The 26,593-nt window shown below is 68.1% G+C and carries 23 protein-coding genes; 11 read left to right on the top strand and 12 right to left on the bottom strand.

Features of this window, described 5'->3' with window-relative positions; genetic code table 11:
- Positions 1-49 precede the first annotated feature (49 nt).
- Positions 50-1,402, bottom strand: coding sequence for a DUF445 domain-containing protein (locus tag AWC02_RS04535; protein WP_237160319.1), 1,353 nt, complete (start codon positions 1,400-1,402; stop codon positions 50-52).
- A 73-nt stretch (positions 1,403-1,475) separates the two neighbouring features.
- Here AWC02_RS04535 and AWC02_RS04530 point away from each other — a divergent pair, with 73 nt between their 5' ends.
- Together AWC02_RS04530 and AWC02_RS04525 are read left to right on the top strand one after the other, a co-directional pair.
- On the top strand, positions 1,476-2,210 hold the full coding sequence (locus AWC02_RS04530) for a TetR/AcrR family transcriptional regulator (protein WP_419179200.1): 735 nt from the start codon (positions 1,476-1,478) through the stop codon (positions 2,208-2,210).
- 173 nt (positions 2,211-2,383) lie between these two features.
- On the top strand, positions 2,384-2,800 hold the full coding sequence (locus AWC02_RS04525) for a hypothetical protein (RefSeq protein ID WP_133055600.1): 417 nt from the start codon (positions 2,384-2,386) through the stop codon (positions 2,798-2,800).
- 21 nt (positions 2,801-2,821) lie between these two features.
- On the opposite strand, the gene AWC02_RS04520 is transcribed toward AWC02_RS04525, so the two are convergent.
- The 3 genes from AWC02_RS04520 to AWC02_RS04510 form a co-directional block, all read right to left on the bottom strand.
- Entirely contained in the window at positions 2,822-3,676 is an 855-nt protein-coding gene (locus tag AWC02_RS04520) for a 3-hydroxybutyryl-CoA dehydrogenase (RefSeq protein WP_085127604.1), read from the bottom strand.
- A 200-nt stretch (positions 3,677-3,876) separates the two neighbouring features.
- A complete protein-coding gene (gene aceA / locus AWC02_RS04515; protein ID WP_085127603.1) occupies positions 3,877-5,163 on the bottom strand; it encodes an isocitrate lyase in 1,287 nt (428 codons plus the stop codon).
- 310 nt (positions 5,164-5,473) lie between these two features.
- Positions 5,474-6,295: an acyl-[acyl-carrier-protein] thioesterase gene (locus AWC02_RS04510; protein ID WP_109560871.1), complete on the bottom strand. Its 822-nt coding sequence runs from the start codon at positions 6,293-6,295 to the stop codon at positions 5,474-5,476.
- Positions 6,296-6,381: 86 nt separating this feature from the next.
- Here AWC02_RS04510 and ramB point away from each other — a divergent pair, with 86 nt between their 5' ends.
- The 5 genes from ramB to AWC02_RS04485 all read left to right on the top strand — a co-directional run bounded on the left by ramB (position 6,382) and on the right by AWC02_RS04485 (position 11,770).
- Positions 6,382-7,809, top strand: coding sequence for an acetate metabolism transcriptional regulator RamB (ramB, locus tag AWC02_RS04505; protein ID WP_085127601.1), 1,428 nt, complete (start codon positions 6,382-6,384; stop codon positions 7,807-7,809).
- Positions 7,806-8,345, top strand: coding sequence for a carboxymuconolactone decarboxylase family protein (locus AWC02_RS04500; RefSeq protein WP_085127600.1), 540 nt, complete (start codon positions 7,806-7,808; stop codon positions 8,343-8,345). Before ramB ends, AWC02_RS04500 begins: the two co-directional genes overlap by 4 nt.
- Before the next feature lie 6 nt (positions 8,346-8,351).
- On the top strand, positions 8,352-9,809 hold the full coding sequence (locus AWC02_RS04495) for a DUF92 domain-containing protein (protein ID WP_165757842.1): 1,458 nt from the start codon (positions 8,352-8,354) through the stop codon (positions 9,807-9,809).
- Between the two features lie 91 nt (positions 9,810-9,900).
- A complete protein-coding gene (locus tag AWC02_RS04490; RefSeq protein WP_085127599.1) occupies positions 9,901-10,833 on the top strand; it encodes a cyclopropane mycolic acid synthase family methyltransferase in 933 nt (310 codons plus the stop codon).
- A 52-nt stretch (positions 10,834-10,885) separates the two neighbouring features.
- On the top strand, positions 10,886-11,770 hold the full coding sequence (locus tag AWC02_RS04485) for a cyclopropane mycolic acid synthase family methyltransferase (protein WP_165757841.1): 885 nt from the start codon (positions 10,886-10,888) through the stop codon (positions 11,768-11,770).
- A gap of 29 nt (positions 11,771-11,799) precedes the next feature.
- On the opposite strand, the gene lpdA is transcribed toward AWC02_RS04485, so the two are convergent.
- Positions 11,800-13,194, bottom strand: coding sequence for a dihydrolipoyl dehydrogenase (gene lpdA, locus AWC02_RS04480; protein WP_085127597.1), 1,395 nt, complete (start codon positions 13,192-13,194; stop codon positions 11,800-11,802).
- Between the two features lie 329 nt (positions 13,195-13,523).
- Between lpdA and AWC02_RS04475 the strand changes: the two genes are divergently transcribed.
- A complete protein-coding gene (locus AWC02_RS04475; protein WP_085127596.1) occupies positions 13,524-14,393 on the top strand; it encodes a cyclopropane mycolic acid synthase family methyltransferase in 870 nt (289 codons plus the stop codon).
- Positions 14,394-14,436: 43 nt separating this feature from the next.
- Here the strand turns inward: AWC02_RS04475 and AWC02_RS04470 are convergent, their stop codons facing one another.
- Genes AWC02_RS04470 through exaC form a run of 4 tightly spaced genes read right to left on the bottom strand, consistent with a single transcriptional unit; the run spans position 14,437 to position 17,216 of the window.
- A complete protein-coding gene (locus tag AWC02_RS04470; protein ID WP_085127595.1) occupies positions 14,437-14,988 on the bottom strand; it encodes a hypothetical protein in 552 nt (183 codons plus the stop codon).
- On the bottom strand, positions 14,981-15,259 hold the full coding sequence (locus AWC02_RS04465) for a putative holin (protein ID WP_046315353.1): 279 nt from the start codon (positions 15,257-15,259) through the stop codon (positions 14,981-14,983). Before AWC02_RS04465 ends, AWC02_RS04470 begins: the two co-directional genes overlap by 8 nt.
- A gap of 29 nt (positions 15,260-15,288) precedes the next feature.
- On the bottom strand, positions 15,289-15,693 hold the full coding sequence (locus AWC02_RS04460) for a DUF779 domain-containing protein (protein WP_109560870.1): 405 nt from the start codon (positions 15,691-15,693) through the stop codon (positions 15,289-15,291).
- Positions 15,693-17,216 (bottom strand): acetaldehyde dehydrogenase ExaC, encoded by a 1,524-nt coding sequence (exaC, locus tag AWC02_RS04455; RefSeq protein WP_085127594.1) that lies wholly within the window; start codon positions 17,214-17,216, stop codon positions 15,693-15,695. The genes AWC02_RS04460 and exaC overlap by 1 nt, the downstream gene beginning before the upstream one ends.
- Before the next feature lie 56 nt (positions 17,217-17,272).
- Here exaC and AWC02_RS04450 point away from each other — a divergent pair, with 56 nt between their 5' ends.
- Entirely contained in the window at positions 17,273-19,309 is a 2,037-nt protein-coding gene (locus AWC02_RS04450; RefSeq protein ID WP_085127593.1) for a prolyl oligopeptidase family serine peptidase, read from the top strand.
- Here the strand turns inward: AWC02_RS04450 and AWC02_RS04445 are convergent.
- The 3 genes from AWC02_RS04445 to AWC02_RS04435 all read right to left on the bottom strand — a co-directional run bounded on the left by AWC02_RS04445 (position 19,306) and on the right by AWC02_RS04435 (position 22,908).
- On the bottom strand, positions 19,306-20,460 hold the full coding sequence (locus tag AWC02_RS04445) for a hypothetical protein (protein WP_085127592.1): 1,155 nt from the start codon (positions 20,458-20,460) through the stop codon (positions 19,306-19,308). The two genes, AWC02_RS04450 and AWC02_RS04445, sit on opposite strands and share 4 nt — an antisense overlap.
- Before the next feature lie 94 nt (positions 20,461-20,554).
- Entirely contained in the window at positions 20,555-21,385 is an 831-nt protein-coding gene (locus AWC02_RS04440) for a hypothetical protein (RefSeq protein WP_085127591.1), read from the bottom strand.
- Positions 21,385-22,908 (bottom strand): aldehyde dehydrogenase family protein, encoded by a 1,524-nt coding sequence (locus tag AWC02_RS04435; protein WP_085127590.1) that lies wholly within the window; start codon positions 22,906-22,908, stop codon positions 21,385-21,387. The genes AWC02_RS04440 and AWC02_RS04435 overlap by 1 nt, the downstream gene beginning before the upstream one ends.
- Positions 22,909-23,123: 215 nt before the next feature.
- Between AWC02_RS04435 and AWC02_RS04430 the strand changes: the two genes are divergently transcribed.
- Together AWC02_RS04430 and AWC02_RS22815 are read left to right on the top strand one after the other, a co-directional pair.
- Positions 23,124-23,693, top strand: a complete 570-nt coding sequence (locus tag AWC02_RS04430) for a PadR family transcriptional regulator (protein ID WP_085127589.1) — start codon at positions 23,124-23,126, stop codon at positions 23,691-23,693.
- A gap of 204 nt (positions 23,694-23,897) precedes the next feature.
- Positions 23,898-26,593 (top strand): PGRS repeat-containing protein (locus AWC02_RS22815; RefSeq protein ID WP_272818973.1); only part of this gene is annotated, 2,696 nt, incomplete at its 3' end.

The following is a 26,593-nucleotide window of genomic DNA, read 5'->3' as shown; positions in this document are numbered from 1 at the left end:
GTCACGATAATGCCGAGTGCTAACTTTTGCAAGCACTTGCTAGCGCAGGTCAGAACATAAGTTGGGCAATGGTGTAGATCGCCAGGCCGGCCAGTGCCCCCACCACGGTTCCGTTGATCCGGATGAACTGCAGATCGCGCCCCACATGCAGTTCGATGCGCCGGCTGGCCTCGGCGGCGTCCCAGCGCTCAATGGTCTCGGTGATGATCGCGGTGATCTCCACCCCGTAGTGGCCCACCAGGTGCTGGGCGCCCCGCACGATCCAGTTGTCCACCTTGTCGCGCAGTTCAGCCTTGTCACGCAGCGACTCGCCTACCTGGACCGCGGTCGCGGCCACCCGGGTGCGCAGCGCGCTGGACGGATCGTCGACACCCTCGAGCACCAGACGCTTGAGTGTCCGCCAGGCGGTGGCCGCGGCGTTGGCCACCTCGTCGCGGGCCATCAGCTGCTCCTTGACGGCGTCGGCTTTGGCGATGGTCGCCTGGTCGTGCTGCAGGTCGTCGGCGAACTCGAACAGAAATCGGGTCGCGCTGCGCCGCAGCTCGTGGTCGGGATTGCGGCGCACCTTGTCGGTGAAATCCATCAGCTCCCGGTGAATGCGATCGCCCACCAGGTGGTCGACGAAGCGCGGCGACCAGGACGGCGAGTCGCGCTCCACCACCCGCTGAATGACCTCACCGGCGTTGAGCGACCACTGGAAGGCGCGGTCGGCCAGCAGCTGGATCAGCGCCTCCTGCCGGTTCTCGGCCAGAAGCGAACCCAGCACGCGGCCGATGGGCGGTCCCCAGTGCGGTTCGGCGATGCGACGCACGATCATCCGGTCGATCACGTCCTGGACGTCGTCGTCGCGCAGCATCTCGATCAGGACCCGCAGCACCGTGGCGGTTTCGCCGGCCACCCGCTCGGCGTGCACCGGCTCCGAGAGCCACTTGCCCACCCGGCCGGCGATCTGCGCGTCGCGCAGCTTGGTCTCGATCACCGGTGGTGACAGAAAGTTCTCCCGGACGAAGGTGCCCAGCCCCTCCCCCAGCTGATCCTTCTTGCGCTTGATGATCGCGGTGTGCGGGATGGGAATGCCCAGGGGGTGCTTGAACAGCGCGGTGACGGCGAACCAATCCGCCAGCGCGCCCACCATGCCGGCTTCGGCCGCGGCGCCGACGTAGCCCACCCAGGCCGGGGCCAGGCCGTCTGCCTGCGCCCACCGGCAGAGCAGGAAGACCACGGTGGCACCGAGCAGGAAGCTCAGCGCCACCACCTTCATCCGGCGCAGGTCCCGCAATCGGACCGCGTCCGCGGCCGGATCAGCACCGGCGAACGACTCCGCCAAGGCCTGCACGGTTTGCGCAGCGCCCGGCCAACTCGGCTGATTCTGTAGATCCGCCACCACACCATCATCCGCCATCTGCGCGGCCGGTTACTGTTACCGGCCCACGAAGTTTGCTGGACCAGCCCGTATTATCTATTAGGTCTAGTGAATGGAATCCGCGATAGTGGCACAGCAGCTCCATACGGGCACCGCTAAGTCTGACGGGCGCAAACGGCGGTGGCACCAGCACAAGGTCGATCGCCGCAACGATCTCGTCGACGGGACGATCGAGGCGATCCGGCGCCGTGGCCGCTATGTGAGCATGGACGAGATCGCCGCGGAGATCGGCGTGTCCAAGACCGTCCTGTACCGGTACTTCGTCGACAAGAACGACCTCACCACCGCGGTGATGATGCGCTTCGCGCAGACCACGCTGATCCCGAACATGGCCGCGGCGCTGTCAGCGAACCTCGATGGCTACGACCTGGTCCGCGAGATCATCCGGGTCTACGTGCAGACCGTGGCCAACGAACCCGAGCCGTACCGGTTCGTGATGGCCAACAGCTCGGCCAGCAAGAGCAAGGTGATCGCCGACTCCGAGCGGATCATCGCCCGGATGCTCGCCGTGATGCTTCGGCGCCGGATGAAAGCGGTCGGCATGGACACCCAGGGAGTCGAGCCCTGGGCCTACATGATCGTCGGCGGCGTGCAGCTGGCCACCCACTCGTGGCTGCTGGACCCGCGGATGAGCGCCGATGACCTGATCGACTATCTGACGATGCTGAGCTGGAACGCGCTCTGCGGGATCGTCGAGGTGGGCGGATCGCTGGAGAAGTTCAACGCCGGACCGCACCCGTCACCGATACTGCCGTGGCGGCGAGCGGCGGGCACACAAAGCCGCTGAGGCCTGGCCCAATACCAGGGAAATCCCTGTATCTCTCGGGCGGCCCTGTCGCCTAACGTCACGGGTACGCCGAAACCTCGGCTGGGGGGCAGATCCGTCCGATCGATGCGCTGCCCGAGAAGACCCGGGAAGGCAGGTGCCTCGCTATGTCCGCAAAGCGCTACCCAAGCACCGTGAGAACGGTCGTGTCGGCCTTGATCGCCACCGGGGCGATTCTGACGTTTGCCGCACCGGCCGGCGCGGATGAGCCGGAACCGCCGGGCGGGCAAGGACAGGATGCGTGCGCCGGCGACGATCAGGGGCAACCTCAGGACCCGCAGGCCTGCGCGGCCGGAATCGCCAACCGGGCTGTCAACGAGGCCAGGAGCGCCGCCGAGCAGGCCAATCGCGCCGCCAATCAGGGCATCCAGGACGCACCGGCAGGTGAGCGGCCACCCCAGGACCTGCTCACCGACTCCAAGTGCGTCGTCTTCAACGGCGTCCCCACCCTGATCCCGCCCGAGGGGCTGACCCGCACGGCGACGCCGTTCGACTCCCCGATGGAGGGCAAACCCTGCTGGTTCGCCTACGGCGTGACGGCCACGCATTAACCCCGCGGGGCAGCTCGGGGATCAGTACGTGTAGAAGCCGCGGCCGGACTTCTTGCCGAGTTGGCCGGCCTCGACCATGCGCAGCAGCAGCGGCGGCGCGGCGTAGAGCGGCTCCTTGAACTCCTCGTACATCTTGTCGGCGATCAGCTTCAGGGTGTCCAGGCCGACCAGGTCGGACAGCCGCAGCGGGCCCATCGGGTGCGACAGTCCGGCGACGATCGCCTTGTCGATGTCCTCGACGGTGGCGAAGCCGGACTCCAGCATGCGCACCGCCGACAACAGGTAGGGCACCAGCAGGGCGTTCACCACGAAACCGGACCGGTCCGAGCAGCGCACCACCTGCTTGCCCAGCACCGCGCTGGCGAATTCCTCGGTGCGGTCGGCGGCGGCCGGGTCGGTGACCAGCGTGCTGACCAGTTCGACCAGGGGCAGCACCGGAACCGGGTTGAAGAAGTGCAGGCCCAGCACGCGCTGCGGGTTCTGCGTGGCGGCGGCGATCTTCATGATCGGAATGGACGAGGTGTTCGAGGCGAGCACGGCGTCCGGGTCGGTGATCACCTTGTCCAGCTCGGCGAAGATCTTCGACTTGACGGTGTCGTCTTCGATGACCGCCTCGATCACCAGCTGCCGATCGGCGAAGTCCCCGAGATCGGTGGTGAAGGACAGGTTGCCGACGGCGTCGTCGCGCTCGCGCTCGGTGATCTTGCCGGCGCTCACGCCGCGCTCCAGCGACTTGACGATCCGGTTACGCCCGGCGGTCACCAGTGCGTCGGTGGTCTCGAAAACCTTCACCTCGACGCCGGCACGCGCCGACACCTCGGCGATTCCGGCGCCCATCTGACCGGCTCCGATGACACCTACTCGTTGGATCGACACTGTGTTCCTTTCGGCCTCACGGCAAGTTTTGTCTCGGCGGCAGCAACAAGCCCCGCCCAACATGGCTGGACGGGGCCTGCGCTGTCAACTCCCCGGGGTGCTGACCGCCGAGTGTGAACGTAGGGCGGGAATCCGACAAGAAAGCCGCCCTACGTTCACGCTCGGCGCGAATCTCGCCTCATGGCTGGTGCCATTGAGGCCTAGTGGAACTGACCCTCTTCGGTCGAACCCGCCAGCGCGGTGGTCGACGACGCCGGGTCCACCGTGGTGGCGATCCGGTCGAAGTAACCGGCACCGACCTCGCGCTGGTGCTTGGTGGCGGTGTAGCCACGCGACTCGGCGGCGAACTCGCGCTCCTGCAGCTCGACGTAGGCGCTCATCTGGTTGCGGGCGTAGCCGTGGGCCAGATCGAACATCGAGTAGTTCAGCGCGTGGAAGCCGGCCAGGGTGATGAACTGGAACTTGAAGCCCATGGCGCCCAGCTCGTTCTGGAACTTGGCGATGGTCGCGTCGTCCAGGTGCTGGCGCCAGTTGAACGACGGCGAGCAGTTGTAGGCCAGCATCTGGTCGGGGAACTCGGCCTTGACGCCCTCGGCGAACTTGCGCGCCAGCTCCAGGTCCGGGGTGCCGGTCTCCATCCAGATCAGGTCGGCGTAGGGGGCGTAGGCCTTGGCCCGGGCGATGCACGGCTCCAGGCCGTTGCGCACCCGGTAGAAGCCCTCCGCGGTCCGGTCGCCGGTGATGAACGGCTGGTCGCGCTCGTCGACGTCGGAGGTGATCAGGGTGGCGGCCTCGGCGTCGGTGCGAGCGATCACCACGGTCGGCACGTCGGCGACGTCGGCGGCCAGGCGCGCCGAGGTCAGGGTGCGGATGTGCTGCTGGGTGGGGATCAGCACCTTGCCGCCCAGGTGGCCGCACTTCTTCTCCGAGGCCAGCTGGTCTTCCCAGTGCGAGCCCGCCACACCGGCGGCGATCATCGCCTTCTGCAGCTCGTAGACGTTGAGCGCACCACCGAAGCCGGCTTCGCCGTCGGCCACGATCGGGGCCAGCCAGTTGTCCACCGAGGTGTCGCCCTCCACCTTGGCGATCTCGTCAGCGCGCAGCAGCGCGTTGTTGATCCGGCGCACCACCTGCGGGACCGAGTTGGCCGGGTAGAGGCTCTGGTCGGGGTAGGTGTGTCCGGACAGGTTCGCGTCGCCGGCGACCTGCCAGCCGGACAGGTAGATGGCCTTGAGGCCGGCCCGGACCTGCTGGACGGCCATGTTGCCGGTCAGCGCGCCCAGGGCGTTGATGTAGTCCAGGTCGTGCAGCTGCTCCCAGAGCACCTCGGCGCCGCGACGGGCCAGGGTGTGCTCCTCGACGACGCGGCCCTGCAACGCGACGACGTCCTCGGCGGTGTAGGTGCGGGTGACGCCCTTCCAACGCGGGTTGTGGTCCCAGTCGTGCTGGATCTGCTCGGGGCTCTTGGGCGTGCCAACGGTCGACATCGGATGCGCTCCTTTGCGGTCTCGATCGTCGGGGCGGTCGTGCTCTAGCGCAGCGCTGCGAATCACTTCCCGGCCTTGCTAACACCCCGACGTTTCCACTGGTGTGATGAGGCGACCATGGCACAGCACATCTGCCCAGGTCCAGCGGTTTAATTGCCAAGTTCCGCCATGCAACCACGCCAATTTGCAAAGTTTGCGAAGAACCGTCCAAAAAGCCGGTCGTGAAATCCGCCGGAAAGCTACCGGCCGGTAACTTATCCGCACAGGTCAGCGCCGCTTTTAGCAGTACGCGCGTACTGACTAGAACGCGTTACAGCGGAAAGATCGCTGCGAGCGCCTTGACTTCGTCGCCCACCACGTATGTGAGCGTTCTAACAGTGCGGTCGGTCAGCTCCGGACCGAACTTGTCGGTCGAGCCGGCGGGATGAACGTGCGAGACGATCTCCAATTTGTCGCCCAGCGCGACGGGCGCGTCGTGTTCGAGCGTGACCCGCAGCGGGGCACCGAGCAGTTCCGGGTAGCTCGACAGGTAGTCCTCGACCACGCTCCAGTACACCGAGTTGTTCATGTGGTCGAACAGGTCGATGTCGGTGAACCGGATGGGGTACTCGCGGATCTCGGCGGCCCCAGTCCTCACGTCACGGTCCCCGCGACTCAGGTAGGCCTTCCAGCGAAGCCGGTCGACGCTGGTGGTGCGCTTCAGTCCGGCCAGGAAGTCTTCGGAGATCCGCGCCGGCCCCTGGGTCTCGCGGTTGATGTTGATCCAGAACGCCTCGGATTCGATCAGTCCGCCCTTGCGGCCGTCGATGCGGACCCGCATCTCACACCACCGGTTGGACGTGCCCGAACACCAGCGCCGCATCCGCAACATGTCCTGGAACTCGATAGGCGCGATCAGATCCATCATGGTGCGCCGGACGATCCACAGCGGGTGCGTTTCCTGATACCCGCCCTCGCGCAACTGGTCCTGGCCGATGTCCTGAATGTGGCGGGCGGCGGCGTCCATCCGCAGCCGGCCCACGCGGTCGATGTCGGCGACCCGCAGCGGCCACTGCCGATCGAACACGTCGGGATGTGGGTCCGGCACCGGCATCAATTCCTTGGCCAGGCCGGTCAGCTGTGTCTGCTGCATCGATGCTCCCCGTACGTCTTTCCCTGAGCGGATCATGCCATGCCAACAATGCGAATGTCGGCTTCACACCAGGTAGGGTCGGTGGGGTGGCCAAGACGTACGTCGGCTCCCGAGTACGCCAGCTACGCAGCGAGCGCGGTTTCAGCCAGGCCGCACTGGCGCAGATGCTGGAGATCTCGCCGAGTTACCTCAACCAGATCGAGCATGACGTCCGGCCGCTGACGGTCGCGGTGCTGCTGCGCATCGCCGAGGTCTTCGGCGTGGACGCCAGCTTCTTCTCCTCCCCGGACGACACCCGGCTGGTGGCCGAGCTGCGCGAGGTCGCCATGGACCGCGACCTCGACGTCGAGGTCGACCTGGCCGAGGTGGCCGAGGTGGTCAGCGCCCACCCCAAAGTGGCCCGCGCGATGGTCAACCTGCACCGCCGCTACCGCATCACCACGGCCCAACTCGCCGCGGCCACCGAGGAGCGCTTCTCCGACGGCAGCGGCACCGGGGCGATCACCATGCCGCACGAAGAGGTCCGCGACTACTTCTACCAGCGCCAGAACTACCTCCACGAACTCGACACGGCGGCCGAAGAACTGGCCACCCGGATGCGCCGGCACCAGGGCGAGTTGGCCGTCGAGCTGGCCAACCGCCTGACCGAGGTGCATGGGGTGCGCATCAATCGCCGGATCGACCTCGGCGAGACGGTGCTGCACCGGTACAACCCGGCGACCCGCACCCTGGACATCTCCAACCATCTGTCCTGGGGGCAGCGGGTGTTCAAGATGGCCGCCGAATTGGCCTATCTGGAGTTCGACGAGCAGATCACGGCCATGGTCGACGAGGGCAAGTTCACCTCGAAGGACTCCCGGACGCTGGCCCGGCTGGGTCTGGCCAACTACTTCGCCGCGGCGATCGTGTTGCCCTACGGGCAGTTCCACGATCGCGCCGAGACGTTCCGCTATGACATCGAGCGATTGTCGGCCTTCTACCGGGTCAGCTACGAAACCATCGCGCACCGGCTGTCCACCCTGCAGCGGCCGTCCATGCGGGGCGTGCCGTTCTCCTTCGTCCGGGTCGATCGAGCCGGAAACATGTCGAAACGGCAGTCGGCCACCGGATTTCACTTCTCCTCCAGCGGCGGCACCTGCCCGCTGTGGAACGTCTACGAGACCTTCGGCAATCCGGGAAAGATCCTGGTCCAGATCGCCGAAATGCCCGACGGGCGCAAGTACATGTGGGTTGCCCGCACCGTCGAGCGCCGGGCCGCCCGCTGGGGCCAGCCGGACAAGACCTTCGCGATCGGGCTGGGCTGCGAGCTGCGCCACGCCCACCGGCTGGTCTACTCCGAAGGGCTGGACCTGGCGGCCGGCCACGACGTCCCGGCCACGCCGATCGGGGTGGGCTGCCGGGTCTGCGAACACGACAACTGCCCCCAGCGGGCCTTCCCAGCGCTCGGGCGTGACCTGGATCTCAACGAACATCGCAGCACTGTCTCGCCGTATCTGGTAAAGCAACAGCGGTGATTGCTCGTATCCCCGACTCCCCCGGCCTGCGTGACCTCGGCGTCACGAACTGGCTCGTCTGCAAAGTCATCGCGGCGCGCCAGCGCGTACCCCGGGCGCACCTGTTCACCACGCTCGGACAGCATCGGCGGCTGATGTGGTCCTGGCTGCCGTTCGGCGGGATGCTCATGCGGGGCGGGAAGTTCTCGGCCCGCGACACCGAGTTGGTGATTCTGCGCGTCGGCCACCTGCGCGACAGCCAGTACGAACTGCAGCACCACCGCCGGATGGCCCGGGCGGTAGGCATCGACGAGGCCACCCAGGAGCGGATCTTTCAGGGCCCGGATGCGCCCGGGCTCACCGACCGCCAGCGAGCACTGCTGACCGGGGTCGACGAGCTGATCGAGACCCGTACGCTCTCCGATGCCACCTGGGCGCTGCTGGCAGCGCATCTGGATCGGCCCCGGCTGATCGAATTCGTCATGCTGACCAGCCAATACGACGCACTGGCCGCCACCCTGAGCGCGCTGCGGGTGCCGCTGGACTTCGATGAGTAGCCCTGCGTGACAGCCACCGTGAGCCACGACCTGGCCGTCGCCGGGGGCGGGGTCCTGTTCATCGCGGCTGTGCTGATCGTCGTCGGGCGAGCACTGGCGCGGCGGGGGGCGAGCCCCCTGGTCATCCGCAAGATCCCCCATGCGCTGTGCGGACTGTTCGCGGCCCTGGCCGCATTCCAGCTGTCGCACGGGGCAGTGGTGGCCGGTGTGCTGGCGGTCGCCACGGTGGCCCTGGCGTTCATCGTGGAGCGCGGACTGGTCCCGGTGCCGGGGGTCTTCGACGGGACCCGGTCCCGCGACTACGGACTGGTGGGATTTGCCGCCGGGGCGTTGCTGGCGGTGCTGGCCTTCTGGCCGGACCGGGTCGCCATCGCAGGTGGTGTCCTGGTGCTGGGCCTTGCCGATGCCGGCGCGGCGCTGATCGGACAGCGCTATGGACGCCACCACGTCGCGGCCGGCGGCGGAGTTCGAACCCTTGAGGGCTCGATGGCTTTCGTGGCCATCGCCTTCGCAGTGACCTGGACGTTCTGCCGGGCCGGCCTGGAACTGAACATGTTCATGGCAGTCTCGGTTGCCCTGTTCGTCGCGATGACGACGGCCGCCATCGAGCTACTGGTGCTGCCGGCCGCCGACAACCTGCTGATCACGCCGTGGGTGGCGTTGCTGCTGCACGTGGCGCGCGAGCTGTCCACCGACGACGCGCTGCGCTGGATGGCGGCGGTCGTGTTCGGCTGCGCCATCGTGCCGTTCATGCTCCGGATGCGCTGGCTGGACCTGCCGGGAGCGCTGTGCGGCGGCCTGATCGCCGCAGTGGCGGTCGGCCTCGGCGGGTGGGCGTGGATCATCCCGGCCGCCTTGTTCTTCTCCCTCACCAGCCTGCTCACCGCCTATCGCCGACCGGCCCGGACCGCGGGAATGCGCACCCTGAGCCAGGTGGTGGTGAACGCCGGCCTTCCGGTGCTGGTCCCGGTGATCGGTTATGCGTTCACCGGCGGCACGTACTGGTACGCCGTGTCGATCGGCGGGATCGCGGCCGGTATCGCCGACTCCTGGGCCTCGGAGATCGGGCGCTTCTCCAACCGCGAGCCGCTGTCGCTGCGCACCCGGGGCCGGGTGCCCAAGGGCACCTCCGGCGCGGTGTCCCCGCTGGGCTCTGCCGCCACCGTGCTGGGCGCGCTGGCCGTCGGCCTGTTCGGCGCGGTGTACGGCGGTGTCGCGATGGTGCCGGTGGGTCTGGCGGCCGGAGTCGTCGGCTCGCTGGTCGACACGCTCATCGGTGCCAGCGTGCAGGCCCGCTTCGTCTGCGCGACGTGCGGGGCCACGGTGGAGGACGCACTGCACTGCGGTGCCCCGGCACGGGCGTCCACCGGCTGGCGCTGGGTGGGCAATGACGTGGTCAATGCCTGCGCGAACGTGGCCGGCATGGTGGTGGCTTTCGGAGTCTTCTGCTTGTTCGGAGGCTGATCACAGCACACCTCCCCGTTGAGAGGCGTAATGTCGGCCCAAGTGTTGAGCCACCAGCACCGACCTTCTCTCCCGACCGAGAGGACCAGCGGTGGCACACTCCCCGAGCGCGAGCCCCAAAGCCGAGTCCAAGTGGCTGTCGAACTCGGCTGCACAGACGCGCGGATCAGACAAACGCGAGGTGCAGTTCCACTACGACATCTCCAATGACTTCTTCAAACTGTGGCAGGACCCCTCTCAGACCTATAGCTGCGCATACTTCCAGCGCGACGACATGACGCTGGAGGAAGCGCAGCTGGCCAAGGTGGATCTGTCGCTGGGCAAGCTGGGCCTGGAGCCCGGGATGACCCTGCTCGACATCGGCTGCGGGTGGGGTTCCACGATTCGGCGGGCCGCCGAGCGCTACGACGTCAACGTCATCGGCCTGACCCTCTCGGAAAACCAGAAGCAGCACATCGAGGACAACGTGTTCGCGCATTCCACCAGCACGCGCCGCATGGAGGTCAGGCTGCAGCCCTGGGAGGAATTCGACGGCAAAGTCGACCGCATCGTGTCGATCGGCGCGTTCGAGCACTTCGGATTCAGCAAGTACGACGGCTACTTCAAAAAGACGTTCAGCTGGATGCCCGATGACGGGGTGATGCTGCTGCACAGCATCGTCATCCCCAGCGACGAGGAGATCCAGGCCAAGAAGCTGCCGCTGACGATGTCGCGGCTGCGGTTCATCAAGTTCATCATGGATGAGATCTACCCCGGGGGACGCCTGCCGTTGGCCGCGCAGATCACCGAACACGCAACCAAGGCCGGCTACACCGTGACCCGCGAGCAGCATCTGCAGCCGCACTACGTTCGGACCCTGAGCACCTGGGCGGCCAATCTCGAGGCCAAGAAGGACGAGGCCGTCGCCATCACCTCGCCGGAGGTCTACGAGCGGTTCCACAAGTATCTGACCGGCTGCGCGGAGCTGTTCGACACCGGCTATACCGACGTGGTCCAGTTCACCTGCGAAAAGACGCCGGCATGAACGGCTCTTGGCCGGCTTGCCGGCTCACCGGAGCAGATAGGAGTCCGGGCTGATGACCGACACTGCGCCTGGTACACCGAAGATGGCAGTGGCCTACGAAGACGTGCAAGCCCATTACGACATCTCGAACGACTTTTTCGGCCTGTTCCAGGACCCGACCCGAACGTACAGCTGCGCGTACTTCGAGCGCGAGGACATGTCCCTCCAGGAGGCGCAGATCGCCAAGATCGATCTGGCACTGGCCAAGGTCGATCTTGCTCCCGGGATGACGCTGCTCGACATCGGCTGCGGCTGGGGATCGGCCATGCTGCGGGCGATCGAAACCCACGACGTCAACGTGGTGGGCCTGACCTTGAGCAGAAATCAGTGCAGCCTCGGCCAGCGACTCCTGGACGATGTGGACACCGAGCGTTCCCGCCGGATTCTGCTGCGCGGCTGGGAGGAATTCGACCAACCGGTCGACCGCATCATCAGTATCGAGGCCTTCGAAGCCTTCCCCAAGGAGCGATACGGCGCCTTCTTCGAGTTGTGCCACCGGCTGATGCCCGACGACGGGCGGATGGTCCTGCAGACCATCATGGGACACCCGCTCAAGCGCTGGCCGGAGATGGGCATTCCGATCACAATGACGGACCTGCGGTTCATGCGCTTCATCGCCAAGGAGATCTTCCCCGGGGGCTCGGTGCCCTGCGACGACGATGTTGTCGAATACTCAGGCGCTGCAGGGTTTTCCGTCGCCGATCGTCAAGACCTTACGCAGGATTATGTACGGACTCTGGACACCTGGGCGACCAGGTTGCAAGCGGCCCGCGAGCAGGCGATCGCCGTGACCTCTGACCAGGTCTACGAGCGGTACGTCAAGTACCTGCTGGGCTGCGCAGATTTCTTTCAACGCAATGTCAGCTATGTCGCCCAGTTCACTCTCGTCAAGAGCTGACAGCAGCGCCTCGAGCGCCGAGCCGAGGATCAGAAGTTGATCATGTGTCCGGTCAGCCCATGGAAGCACTCTTGCAGTGCCTCGGACATGGTCGGGTGCGTGTGCACATTGCGGGCCAGTTCGTTGGCCGTCAGATCCCACTTCTGCGCCAAGGTGAGCTCGGGCAATAGTTCGGACACATCGTGGCCGACCAGGTGCCCGCCGATCAGCTCGCCGTAGCGTGCGTCGGCGATCAGCTTGACGAACCCGCTCGGGTCGCCCACGCCGTGCGCTTTGCCGTTGGCGGTGAACGGGAACTTCACCACCTTGACGTCATAGCCTTCGGCCTTGGCCTGCTCCTCGGTGAGACCGAAGCTGGCCACCTGCGGCTGGCAGAAGGTGGCCCGCGGCATCATCCGGTAGTCACCCAGCGACATGGTCTCGGCCCCGCCGATGGTCTCGGCGGCCACCACGCCCTGCGCCTCGGCGACATGCGCCAGCTGCAGCAGCCCGGTGACGTCACCGATGGCGTAGATGTGCGGCACCGAGGTCTGCATGTACTCCCCGACCCCGATGGCGCGGCGCTCGGTCAGCGCGACCCCGGCCGCCTCCAGCCCGTAGCCGTCGACATTGGGCGCAAAGCCGATGGCCTGCAACACCTTGTCGGCCTGCAGCGTTTCGGTCTGGCCGTCCTTGCTCACCACGACCGACACCGTCGACCCGTCGTCGGTGATGCTTTCCACCTTGGTCCCGGTGCGGACCTTGACGCCCAGTTTCTTGAACTGCTTCTCGATCTCCTTGGACACGTCGGCGTCCTCGTTGGGCAGCGCCCGCGGCAGGAACTCCACGACGGTCACGTCCACGCCGTAGTTCGCCAGCACGTAGGAGAACTCCATGCCGATGGCCCCGGCACCGGCGATGATGATCGAGGCCGGCAGCTCCCGGCTCAGGATCAGTTGCTCGTAGGTGACGACGTTGTCCGACAGCGAGGTGCCCGGCACCAACCGGGTGCTGGACCCGGTGGCGATGATCGCGTTGTCGAAGGTGACGGTCTCGGTTCCGCCCTCGTTGAGCTCGACCGCCAGCGTATTCGGGTCGGTGAACCGGCCGTAGCCGTGGATCTCGGTGATCTTGTTCTTCTTCATCAGGAAGTGCACGCCGGCAACCCGGCCCTCGGCGACCTTGCGGCTTCGGTCGAAGGCTGCCCCGTAGTCGAACGTGGCTTCGCCGCTTATGCCGAATGTTTTGGCTTCCTTGGTGACGATGTGCGCCAGCTCTGCGTTGCGCAGCAACGCTTTCGAGGGGATGCAGCCGACGTTGAGGCAGACCCCGCCCCAGTATTTCGGCTCGACGATGGCGGTGTTCAAGCCCAGCTGGGCGGCTCGAATGGCCGCGACATACCCGCCGGGACCGGCTCCAAGAACGACGACGTCATAGTGGGTCACGGGTTCACCCTAGCGGGAAGCGACTGCCCGCCGCCCGGACCCGCGGCTATCGGATGCCTCACGTGGGCGGCCGGCGGGCGGCCGGGCGCGTACCGCCGTCCGCGCCGGCCCGGTAGCGGCGTTGCGGTGTCGGCCGGCTGCGGTTTCCGCGCCACAGCCCGGGGGTATCCCCGGGGCGGGTTTCACCGCCGACCGGAACCCACTTCGCCGGTGTCGTAAACGAACACCTGCGCTCGGGTTGGCAGCCAACACAGACCGCTCGGCGCCGCCGAGCATGGGGGCGTCGGGGTCGTTCGTGTGACCGCCCGCGCAAACAATATGGGGGAACAATGTCATTGGCGAAATCGCTGAGGCCGCATTTCGAGGACGTGCAGTCGCATTACGACCTGTCCGACGACTTCTATCGGCTGTTTCTAGATCCGACACAGACCTACAGCTGCGCATATTTCGAGCGCGACGATATGAGCCTGGAGGAAGCCCAGCTCGCAAAGATCGATCTGGCGCTGAACAAGCTCGGGTTGCAGCCCGGGATGACCCTGCTGGATGTCGGCTGCGGGTGGGGTGCCACGATGCGCCGGGCCGTGGAGCGGTACGACGTCAACGTGGTCGGGCTGACCCTGAGCAAGAACCAGGCCGTCCACGTGCAGACAACTTTCGATGCGATGGACGACCGGCGCAGCAAGCGCGTGTTCCTGCAGGGCTGGGAGGAGTTCGACGAACCGGTCGACCGGATCGTGTCGATTGGGGCGTTCGAGCACTTCGGTTACGACCGGTACGACGACTTCTTCGAGTTCGCCTACCGCGCCTTACCCGCCGACGGGGTGATGCTGCTGCACACAATCGTGGCGGCCAGCAGCGAAGAGTTCCGGGAGCGCGGGCTGAAAATGACGATGCAGCTGCTGCGGTTCGTCAAGTTCATCATGGACGAGATCTTCCCGGGCGGCCGCCTTCCGCAGGTGGCACAGGTGACGCGGCACGCTACCGCGGCCGGCTTCAGCGTCACCCGCGTTCAGCCGCTTCGTATGCACTACGCGCGCACCCTGGACACCTGGGCATCCTCGCTGGCGGCCCACAGGGACGAGGCGATTGCTCTGCAGAGCGAAGAGGTCTACGAGCGCTATATGAAATACCTCACCGGTTGCGCCGAGCTGTTTCGCAATGGCAACACCGACGTCTGCCAGTTCACCTGCCAGAAATAGCGCTCGAGCGCCGGGTGCGACCTCAATTCCCGTGGCAAGCAGCTCAGTACGGAAGAACGCCGGCGACGCAGCGACTGACGTGCTGGCAGTAGTAATGCCCGTAAAGCGGCGCGGCGGCCACCGCCGAGGCGAACACCGCCGACAGCAGCGCGATCGCGACCGCCGAGACCAGCGGCCTCTCCCCGACCATCGCCACGATCAGCCCGGCGACCGTACACACCACCGCGTAGGCCACGACGACGAAGACGGCCGGTGTCTTGTCGGCCAGGGAGTACCACCAGGCGAACAGCCCCAGGCCGATCCCAGCCGCCGGGATCCACACCGCGGCCAGCGCCAGGGCCAGCTGCCACCACTTGAGGAATTGATACTGGCCGGCCACGAACACTGGCTTGGGCGGCTTGGCGGGGTTTGCCGGCATTTTGGCCGGCGCCAGCCGGGATTGCGCTTCGGGGACCCGCGCCGGCGGCACATCGTCGGCAGGCGCCTCGCCCACCTCATCGGACGGCAGCGGCACCGGGTGGGGCCCGGTGTCGAAAATCGGAGCCATATGGGGCTCGGTCATCGGCAGCGACCCGGTGTCGGTGGCCTCAGACACCGGAGACCACCTGGATCGCGGCCAGCGCGCCGAACCATCCGACCCCCAGCGCGAGAAGAAACGCACCCAATGCGGTTACCCACCGACGCGAGGAGACGAACACCAGCACCAGCCCCGCGACGCTGGGCGCACCGAGTACCAGCGTGATCGCGACGTCCGGGCGCAGCGGCGCGCTGATCAGCAGGGTCACCCCGATGCCGGCCAGGATGCCGAGCGCCGCCCCGACCAGCATGGCGCTGCTGAGCAACCAGGGGCGCGGGAGCGGAATCACACCACCAGATTTTACGGCGATTACGCCGGTCAGCCCGGTAGCGACCCGGTTATCACCGGCAGCGATTCCAGTGCCGCGTTCTCGGCGTCCGTGAAGGCCCGGCTGCGGGTCAGAAACCGCATCCCTTCGGGTGCCTCCAAGCTGAAGCCCGCCCCCCGGCCGGGCACCACGTCGATGGTCAGCTGGGTGTGTTTCCAGGCCGCGAACTGCGGACCGGAGATCCAGACCGGAACCTCGGCGCCGGCGGCGTCGAGCACACCGAGCAACACGTCGTGGTCGCCGATGATGAAGTCGCCGTCGGGGTAGCACATCGGCGCCGAACCGTCACAACAGCCACCGGACTGGTGGAACATCACCGGGCCGTGGCGTGCCACCAGCCGCGACAGAAGTTCCGCGGCGGCGTCGGTGACCAGCACCCGGTCCGGGGCGGCCATCAGAACAAGCCGTTCGCCGTCTGGGAGTAGGACACCAGCAGGTTCTTGGTCTGCTGGTAGTGGTCGAGCACCATCTTGTGGTTCTCCCGGCCGATGCCGGACTGCTTGTAGCCGCCGAACGCCGCGTGCGCCGGGTAGGCGTGGTAGCAGTTGATCCACACGCGGCCCGCCTGGATGTCGCGGCCCGCCCGGTAGGCGGTGTTGCCGTCGCGGCTCCATACCCCGGCCGCCAGGCCGTAGATGGTGTCGTTGGCGATCGCGATCGCGTCGTCGTAGTCGGTGAACGAGGTCACCGAGACCACCGGGCCGAAGATCTCCTCCTGGAAGATGCGCATCTTGTTATGGCCGGCGAAGATCGTCGGCTGCACGTAGTAGCCACCCGACAGGTCGCCGCCCAGCTCCGCGCGTTCGCCACCGGTGACGGTGGTGGCGCCTTCCTCCTTACCGATGGCGATGTAGGACAGGATCTTCTCCAGCTGGTCGTTGGAGGCCTGCGCCCCGATCATCGTGGAGATGTCGAGCGGATCGCCCTGGCGGATCGCCTTGGTGCGGATCGCGGCCAGTTCCAGGAACTCGTCATAGATGGGCGCCTGGACCAGGGACCGCGACGGGCACGTGCACACCTCGCCCTGGTTGAGGGCGAAACCGGCGAAGCCTTCCAGCGCCTTGTCCTGGAAGTCGTCGTTGGCGGCGAGCACATCGGAGAAGAAGATGTTGGGGCTCTTGCCGCCCAGTTCCAGAGTCACCGGGATGATGTTCTGGCTGGCGTACTGCATGATCAGCCGTCCCGTGGTGGTCTCGCCGGTGAAGCCGATCTTGGCGATCCGGTTGCTGGACGCCAGGGGCTTGCCCGCCTCGACACCGAATCCGTTGACGACGTTGACGACTCCCGCCGGCAGCAGGTCGCCGATCAGGCTCATCAGGTACAGGATGGACGCGGGAGTCTGCTCGGCCGGCTTGAGCACCACCGCGTTCCCGGCGGCCAGCGCGGGCGCCAGCTTCCAGGCGGCCATCAGCAGCGGGAAGTTCCACGGGATGATCTGGCCGACCACGCCCAGCGGCTCGCGGAAATGGTAGGCAACGGTGTCGTCGTCGAGCTGGCTGAGCGCACCCTCCTGGGTGCGGATCGCCGCGGCGAAGTAGCGGAAGTGATCCGCGGCCAGCGGAATGTCGGCGGCGAGGGTCTCCCGGACCGGCTTGCCGTTGTCCCACACCTCGGCGACCGCGAGCTGCTCGCGGTGCTGGTCGATCCGATCGGCGATCTTGGTCAGGATCGCCGCCCGGTCGGCCGGGGACGCCTTGCCCCAGGCCGGCGCGGCGGCATGCGCGGCGTCCAGCGCCAAGTCGATGTCGGCCGCCGTGGAGCGCGGAACCTCGCAGAACGGCTGACCGGTGACCGGGGTGGTGTTCTCGAAGTATTCACCGCCCACCGGTGCCACCCACTGCCCGCCGATGAAGTTCCCGTACCGGGACTCGTAGCTCATCACCGCTCCTGCGGTACCCGGACGTGCGAAAACGGTCATCGACGCTGCTCCTTAGACATGGGTGTTACTCAACTCACATTACCGTCACCGTCACAATGAATTCCATGCCCGCCCACGACTGCGACGACCCCTACCTGTGGCTGGAGGACGTTACCGGCGAACGGTCACTGGAGTGGGTACGCGCCCACAACGTGCCGACTGTCGACGAGTTCGCCGGCGACGATTTCGAGGCGATGCGCGCCGCAGCCCGCGAGGTGCTCGACACCGACGCCCGCATCCCGTATGTGCGGCGCCGCGGGGCCTACCTCTACAACTTCTGGCGTGACGCCGCCAACCCCCGGGGGCTGTGGCGGCGCACCAGCCTGGACAGTTACCGCACCGACCACCCGGACTGGGAGGTGGTCATCGACCTCGACGAGTTGGCCCGCGCCGACGACGAGAACTGGGTGTGGGGCGGCGCCAATGTGATCGAACCCCACCACAGCCGGGCCCTGATATCGCTGTCCCGGGGCGGGTCCGACGCGGTGGTGGTGCGCGAATTCGATATGACGACACGAGAGTTCGTCGGGCCGGATCGTCAGGGATTTGAGCTTCCCGAGGCGAAGACGCGGATCAGCTGGGCCGACGACGACACCGTCCTGGTGGGTACTGATTTCGGCGCCGACTCCCTGACCGAATCCGGCTATCCCCGGATGGTGAAGCGGTGGCGACGCGGCCAGGACCTGATCCAAGCGGAGACGGTGTTCACCGGTTCGGTCACCGATGTGCTGGTGGCCGCGGGCGCAGACCGCACTCCGGGTTTCGAGCGCACCATGGTGTCGCGGGCGATCGACTTCTACAACGACCAGGTCTACGAGCTGCGTGACGGCGAGCTGATCCGCATCGACGCCCCCACCGACGCCTCGGTGTCGGTACACCGGCAGTGGATCCTGATCGAGCTGCGCACCGACTGGGACACCGGCACCGCGTCGTATCGGGCCGGTTCACTGCTGGCCGCCGACTACGAGGAGTTCCTCGCCGGCACCGCGCAGTGCCGCGTCGTCTTCGAACCGGACGCCCACACCGCCCTGCATCACTACGCATGGACCCGTGATCATCTGGTGCTGGTGACCCTGCATGACGTGGCCAGCCGCGTGGAAGTGGTCTCGCCGGTCGACTGGCAACGGCGACCCATCGATGCGGTGCCGCCCAACACCAACACCGTGATCGTGGCCGCCGACGACACCGGCGACGAGATCTTCTTGGACTCAAGCGGATTCGACAGACCTTCACGCCTGCTGCACGGCCCCGCCGACGGCGACCTGACGGAGATCAAATCCGCTCCGGCGCTTTTCGACGCCGACGGGCTGTCCGTGCACCAGCACTTCGCGACCTCGAAAGACGGGACCGCGATCCCCTACTTCGTGGTTCGCCCCGCCGATGCGACCGGCGCGACGCTGCTGGGCGGCTACGGCGGATTCGAGGTGGCACGCACGCCCGGTTACGACGCCGTGCTGGGCCGGCTGTGGCTGGCACGCGGCGGCACCTACGTGCTGGCCAACATCCGCGGCGGCGGCGAGTACGGCCCGGACTGGCACACCCAGGCGATGCGTTCGGGCCGGCATCTGGTGGCCGAGGACTTCGCCGCGGTGGCAACCGACCTGGTGGACCGTGGCATCACGACCGTCGAGCAGCTCGGCGCGGTGGGCGGCAGCAACGGCGGACTGCTGATGGGCATCATGCTGACCAGCTACCCGCAGCTGTTCGGGGCGCTGGTCTGCCAGGTGCCGCTGCTGGACATGCGCCGCTACCACCTGCTGCTGGCCGGTGCGTCGTGGGTGGCTGAGTACGGCGACCCCGATGACCCGGATGAGTGGGAGTTCATCAGTAAGTACTCGCCGTACCAGAACATTTCGGCCGATGCCGGCTATCCGCCGGTGCTGATCACCACCTCGACCCGTGATGACCGCGTGCATCCCGGGCACGCCCGCAAGATGACCGCGGCACTTCAGGCGGCCGGGCACCGGGTCTGGTACTACGAGAACATCGAGGGCGGCCACGGCGGCGCGGCCGACAACGCCCAGGCGGCGTTCAAGTCGGCGCTGAGCTTTTCGTTCCTGTGGCGGATGCTGGGCGGCCCCGCCGCAGGCTAGCCGCTGGCCAGCCCCTCCCGGCCCATGTTGCGCACCCACTCGGCGAGCAGTTCGGGCCCGTAGTTCTCCTGCCGGATCCGCAGGTCGGTGTAGACCAGCATCTGCAGGCACCGGACCAGGCCGATCAGCACCGGGTAGGTGATCACCACGGTCACCCAGGTCAGCGCCGAGGACAGCAGCGCCACGGCCGCCATGCCGGTCATCCACAGCACGTGGATACCGATGATCCGTCCCGCCGCGGGCTTGCAGAGCTGGATCGAACGCCCGAATGATTCGGCGACTCCGCGGTTTTCCAGGATCATCACGATGGGCGACATGCTCAGCAGCATTCCCAGCACAAATGCGGTGACGGTCGCGACCACGAGGAGCGGGATGGTTGCGGCATAGAAACCGCTGTGGCGCGCGGCCACATGCAAGACCACCACCACCACCCCGACCATGTAGTAGGCGGAGGTCAGTCGACTCACCGCGCGCACCCGTTCGGTGGCACGGCAGAACATCTCCTCGAACCGAACGCGCTTGCCGCCGACCACTTTGTCGGTGGCCTGCACGCCCAACAGGATCAGCAGCGCATCGGCCGGCAGAACCAGGACGTAGAGCACCGCCAGCACCGCCAGCGTCATGGCCAACACGCTGAGCAGCGTGTCGTGGCCGGTGATCAAAAGTTCCGCCACATGCGCGGGCGTGGGCGCCTCCAGGCTGTTCATGATCAACACGAAGACCGCCCCGAAACCGGTGCAGATGAGGGCCGGGACGCCGACCAGGGTCGGCCAGTTGCGCAGCAAGATCTTGACGGCGGCGGCATAGAGCTCGGGAACCGTCATGGGGCGAAACGGGATCGGGGGCCGGTTGTCGGCAGCGCGGTGTCGGGGACGGCGCAGCGCCCATCCCCGCTCCACCAGGAAGTCCTCCGCGTCGATCGGCCAGCCGATGCGGTGTCTGCGGGTGTACCAGTCCGCCCACGCCGACACCGCGGCGCTGACCCAGCACCCGATGCCCGGCCAGGTGACCAGGCCCGCCACCGCCCACACGACGGCCAGTACGCGCAGCACGTGATAGGGCTGGAAGTCGAACCGGACCGACGGAGGCGGCGAGAGTGGTCCGGGCACGTCGGCGTTCGGTCCGGCCGACGGCACGTCGTGGTCACTCATGGGGGCGAGCCCGCCTCTCGGGGAAAAAGGAACTCCTTCGCCGAGATCATTGCAAAAGTCAATGGCCGTTCGGTATCCACCGTTCGGGCGACATTCAGGTTTTCCGCAGTCCGCCCAGCAACGCCGTACCCACTCCTACCAGCACTAATACTGCCCCGGCAGCCAGGGTTACGGTCAGCCACTGATGCAGACTTGTTTGAGCCACGTCGGCAACGGCATCGGCGATCCGGCGGATGTCGCCGGTGGCCTGGCGCAGCACTTGATCGAGGTAGCGCCGCGCCACTTCGACGGCCGACCAGACGCCGGCTCCCACCAGCAGCGCCGAGACACCCAAGCTGGCCAGGGCCCTGCCGCGGTGGCGTGCGGCGACCACCGTCAGGACCGCGCACAATCCGGCCATGGCGCCCAGCACGACGGTGAGCAACGGGCCCCACACCGCGAGCCGGTGCAGCCCGGCTGGGCGCATCACCTCGGTGGACGTCGATGTCAGCGGCACCGTCAACGAGGCCGGCAGCGTGACGGGGTAGATGGCCAGCAGCTGGGCGAACGCGTCACTGCGCAGCATCGGCATCACGTCGATCTCCCAGGGCCCGGGATCGCCGACGTTGAGCAACCAGGCATGCCCGTCCCGGTTGACCCGAACGAACTGCGCCGGAAACTCCGGTCCGGCGGTGAATTGGCGAGCCGCCTCCCGGGCCTCCGCCGGGTCGATGCGCAGGCCGCTCCCCCGGATCAGCTGCACCGTCTGGGCGCTGAGCTCGGCCGCGACCGCGTCCTGGAGGGCGGGCACCGTTGCGGCCCGGGCCGCCAGCCGGGCATAACCGTCGGCATCGATGAGGTTGTACTGCGCCCACGCGGTCGGTAGCGCCACCGCAAGTGTCGCGGTGGTCAGCAACCAGAACAGCGCCGCCGAGAAGAGCCGCACTATTTCGCGGTACGGCGCGGGCGGGCCAACACGATCCGGGTGAGCAACCGGTTGGTCCGAGCCAGCGTGGCCAGCGAGTTGTGGTAGTAGTTACCACCCGCGCCGACGTTGGTGCGCGGCACGACGACGGTCTCCTGCCGGCAGAACTTGCGGATGCCGTCCTCGCCGCCGAAGCGCGCCCCGATACCCGAGGTCTTCCAGCCGCCCATCGGCGCTGTCGTACACATCAGGTTGGAGATCACGTCGTTGACGTTGACCGCTCCGCAGTCCAACTGCAGCGCGATGTCCTTCGCCCGGGCGACATCTTTGGAGAACACCGAGGCGCTCAGCCCGTAGGGGCTGTCGTTGGCCAGCCGGATCGCCTCCTGCACGCTGCTGACCTTCATGATCGGCAGGGTCGGCCCGAAGGTCTCCTCGGTCATGCAGGCCATCGAATGGTCGACGTCGACCAGCACGGTGGGCGGGTAGAAGCTGCCGGGTCCGGGAGAGCGCTCACCGCCGGTCAGTGCGCGGGCGCCGGCGGCCAATGCCTCTTTGACATGCCGCTCGGTGATGGCGAGTTGCTGTTCGCTGATCAGCGCCCCGAAGTGCTTGCCCTCGCCGGTGCCCACCTGCAGCGCCTCGACGTCGCGGACCACCGCGGCGACGAACTTGTCGTAGACGGGTTCGAGCACGTACACCCGCTCGACCGACACGCAGGTCTGGCCGGCGTTGAACATCGCGCCCCAGACCGCCGCGTGCGCAGCCAGGTCGATGTCAGCGTCCTCGCACACGATCATCGGGTCTTTTCCGCCCAGTTCGAGGCTGACCGGCACCAGCCGGCTGGCGGCCCGCTCGGCGACCTTGCGTCCGGTGGCCGTGGAGCCGGTGAACTGCACGTAGTCGGAGTTGTCGATCACCGCTTCGGCCACTTCGCGGGCTCCCTGCACCACCGCGAACACATCCGGAGCCCCGGAGTCCAGCCAGCCTTTGCGAAGCAGTTCGGCGGTCAGCGGGGTCTGCTCGGACGGCTTGAGCAGCACAGCGCACCCGGCCGCCAGCGCGCCGATCGCGTCCATCATTGCGTTGGCCACCGGGTAGTTCCACGGCGCGATGACGCCGACGACCGGCCGCGGCCGGTAGTGGATGGTGATCTTCTTGACCTTGAGTACCGGGGTGGACGCCGGCCGGGTCTCCGGGGCCACCGCCTTCTCCATCACCTTGATCACGTAGGACAGGATCATGATCAGCAGGGGGACTTCTTGGGCGGCGTCGGTGGCGGACTTGCCGGTCTCGGAGATCAGCAGGCGCTCGATCTCGTCCCGGTTGTCGCCGAGCCACAGCGCGAAGCGGGCCAGCGCCTTGGCCCGGCCCTTGGCGCCGCGGTGCTCCCACTCGCGCTGGGCGGTGCGCAGCCCGGCGGCGATCTTGTCGACCTCGGCGGGATCGGTCCAGCGCACCTGGCCCGCCGCCTCCCCGGTGGCGGGGTTGGACACCGTATCGGTGCCGGAGAGCGGTGCGCTGGCGGGAGTGATCGCGGTCATAACGCCATGCTAGCGACGGAGTCGCACCGCTGACACACGCGCCTTGACACCGCTGGCCGGTACCCCTGGGCGGCCTACCCCGACGGCGAGGGGGCTGGTCTCGCGCGGCAGGTGACTAATCACTTCCGCTACTGGTCAGCCCGCTGCTATTTTGCAGATCTGCCAGGCGCGGCGACACCGTGGCGGCGAGCACGCATGAGTTCAGGGGGACGACGATGGCTTTGCAACACGCGGTGCTGGCTGCGTTGGTGGAGGGGGAGGCTTCCGGCTACGACCTGGCCAAGCGCTTCGACGCATCGGTCGCCAACTACTGGATGACCACCCCGCAGCAGCTCTATCGCGAACTCGAGCGGATGGCGGCGCAGGGCTTGATCCGCACGCGCGTCGTGCAGCAGGAGCGCCGGCCGAATAAGCGTGTGCATTCCCTGACCGACCATGGCCGGGAGATCCTGCACGCGTTCACTGCGGCTTCTCCCAAACCCACCACGGTTCGCGACGAATTGCTGGTCCAAGTCCAGGCACTCGATGTCGGGGACGGGCCTGCCGTGTGCGCCGCCATCGGCGAAAGCCGCAAACGAGCCGAAGCCAAGCTCGACCGCTACCTGGCCAGGCGCGACCGGCTGCTCGACGGCCGCAGTGAGCAGAGCTATATCGAAGAGGCCGAACACCTCGGGCCTTATCTGACTCTTCTGCGCGGAATCGCGTTCGAGGAAGAGAACATTCGCTGGGCCGACACCGCACTGGCGATGGTCGACCAGCGCAGGCGAGCGGCGCCGCTCGTCTAGCCGGGTTGGGCCGCCCGATCCCACCTCATCCACTGGCGCCTAGGCGCTGATTCCCGAAAACCTAAAAACTTTTGTTTCTAGTGGCATAGTTGTCTAACCATTTGAGTGACCAAAGGTTGGGAGACGCTCGACATGGGACGTCGCAATCGCACGCACAACCGGCGCCACAACCGGCAACCTGGGACCCCACACCGTGGCGCAGGCGTGGCCGCTACGGCGTTTCTACTACTGGGGGCAGGTTCCCTGACGGCACCGCTATCAGCTCATGCAGATACCGACCTGCTGAGCTTTGACCAGGACAGCGATATCGACTGGCTGCTGCCCGGCGTGGATACGACGCCGGACGTCGCGATCGGCCTACCAGAACTGTTCAGTACTCCGCCCGCCGAACTGTGGGACGACTTCGAGGAGCTGCTGAGCGACGCCTGGCGAAGCCTGGTGTGGCTGCCCATCCACGAGGCCGTCCAGCAATGGATCAACAGCCCGGGAGCCACCCCGGTGCTCGACGGCCTCAACAGCCTCAGCGAGGAACTCGGGCTGGGGGCGATGATCGCCAACGGCGCCGACGGCACGCCCGACCGCGTGGACGGTCTCGCCGGAGGCTGGCTGTTCGGTGATGGCGGCGCCGGCTACTCCGGCCAGATCGTCGACGGCGAGCCCGTCGCCGCCGGTGATGGCGGCGACGCCGGCTGGTTCGGCAACGGCGGGGCCGGCGGCACCGGCGCCGACGGTGGCGGCGCGGGAGGCAACGGCGGAGCCGGCGGTTGGTTGATGGGCAACGGCGGCAACGGTGGAGACGGTGGGGCCGGCATCGACGGAATCGGCGGCACTGCCGGTGCCGGTGGCGCGGGCGGGGACGCCTTCTTCTTCGGTGACGGTGGAGCGGGCGGCAACGGTGGAGCCGGCGGCACCGGCGCGGCGGGCCTCACAACCGGACCGGGTGCCGACGGCAGCCGCGGGAGCACCGGCGGCAGCGGTGGGGCCGGCGGCAGCGGCGGCTCGGGCGGCACCCTGGCCGGCGACGGGGGCGCCGGCGGCGCGGGCGGGACGGGCGGTCAGGGCGGCAACGGGGGTGCCGGCGGCGCGGGCGTCCGTGGCGAGGACGCTGCCGCGGGAAGCGGCAAAGACGGTGGCAACGGTGGGTCCGGCGGCAACGGCGGGCAGGGGGGCCAGGGCGGCTCCGGTGGCAGCGGGGGCACCGGGGGCACGGCAACCGCTGGAACGGCCGGCCGGCACGGTTCCGGCGGCGTGGGCGGCGCCGGCGGGGACGGTGGCGAAGCGGGCCGCGGCGGATCAGGTGGAAACGGCGCCGACGGCACCGCTGGAGCCGGAGCCGGTAACGGCGGCAACGGCGGGGCGGGCGGGCAGGTCGGACGCGGCGGCACGGGCGGGCAGGGTGGCCTGGGCGGGGATGGAACCCGGACCCCGAACGGCAACGCCGGGATCGCCGGACCGAACTCGGGCCACGGTGGCGACGGCGGCGACGGCGGTAAGGGCGGCCGACTGGCCAACGGCAACGGTCAGGCAGGTGGCAATGGCGGCAACGGCGGTGACGCCGGGCCCACCGGTAACGGGGGGGCCGGCGGCAGGGGTGGCGACGGCGGCGTCGGCAACAACGGGGCGAACGGCAAGACGGACGGCAACCGCGCCGGTCTCAACGGCGCGATCGGCCGGGTCGGTGGGGCCGGCGGCCAGGGCGGTGCGGGCGGTGCCGGCGGAATCCTTGCCGGGAACGGTGGCGTCGGCGGCGAAGGCGGAGACGGCGGAAACGGCGGAAAGGGCGGAAACGGGGTCACTCCGCGGTATGCGTCGATCGCCGGTATGGACGGCGGCAGCGGCGGCCGCGGCGCGGCCGGAGGTGACGGCGGTGCCGGCGGCGAAGGCGGAGTGGCGAGGTCGGAGACCGGGACCGGCGGCCAGGGGGGCGGTGGCGGTGCCGGCGGCCGGGCCGGCAACGGTGGCAACGGCGGCGCCGGTGCGGACTCCGACAGCCGCGAGCCCGGCGAGCGCCCGGGCTCCGGCGGGAGGGGCGGCGATGGCGCCCTGGCCGCAGGCAACGGCGGCACCGGCGGGCTCGGCGGGCTCAACGCTGCGGGGGTCCGTGGCCACAGCGGTGACCGCGGCGCCGACGGTGGCGGCGGAGACGGCGGCAACGGGGGCCGCGGCGGACATGGCGTGGGGCAGCTCTACGGCGCCCCCGGCGGAACCGGCGGCAACGGGGGCGACAGCACCGTCGGCAACGGCGGCAACGGTGGCAGCGGCGGCAAGGGCGGCGATGCCAGCAGCGGGCTTCAGGGCGGCCTGGGTGGCCGGGGCGGCGACGGCGGCAACGCCGGCCCGAACGCCGGCAACGGCGGTAACGGCGGGGCTGGCGGCACCGGCGGCACGGGCGGTTGGGCCGCCAGCAGTCACCGGGGCGGCGACGGCGGGGGTGGCGGCATCGGTGGCAACGGTGGCAGCGCCGGAGCCAACTCCGGCAACGGCGGGATCGGCGGCGCCGGGGGTAACGGCGGCAGCGGGGGCGCCTACAGCGGCACGTCTCAGGGCGGTCGCGGGGGCGGCGGCGGTCGCGGCGGCAACGGCGGCGACGCCGGACCGGACGCCGGAAGCGGCGGCGCCGGCGGCACGGGCGGCACCGGTGGCACCGGCGGCGGCGGCCGTGCCGCCAACGGAGGCGGCGGCGGCGTCGGTGGTGGCGGCGGCAACGGCGGCAACAGCGGCAACGGCGCCGTCCTCGGCGGCGCTGGCGGCAGGGGCGGCGGCGGCCACTTCGCCGGCACCGCCGGAACCAGCTCCGGCGGTGCCGGCGGCCGCGCCGGCAACGGTGGCAACGGCGGCGCCGGTGCGGACTCCGACAGCCGCGAGCCCGGCGAGCGCCCGGGCTCCGGCGGGGGGGGGGG

Source organism: Mycolicibacter engbaekii, assembly GCF_002101585.1.
Classification (GTDB): Bacteria; Actinomycetota; Actinomycetes; order Mycobacteriales; family Mycobacteriaceae; genus Mycobacterium; species Mycobacterium engbaekii.
This window is presented reverse-complemented; position numbering and strand designations above follow the sequence as displayed.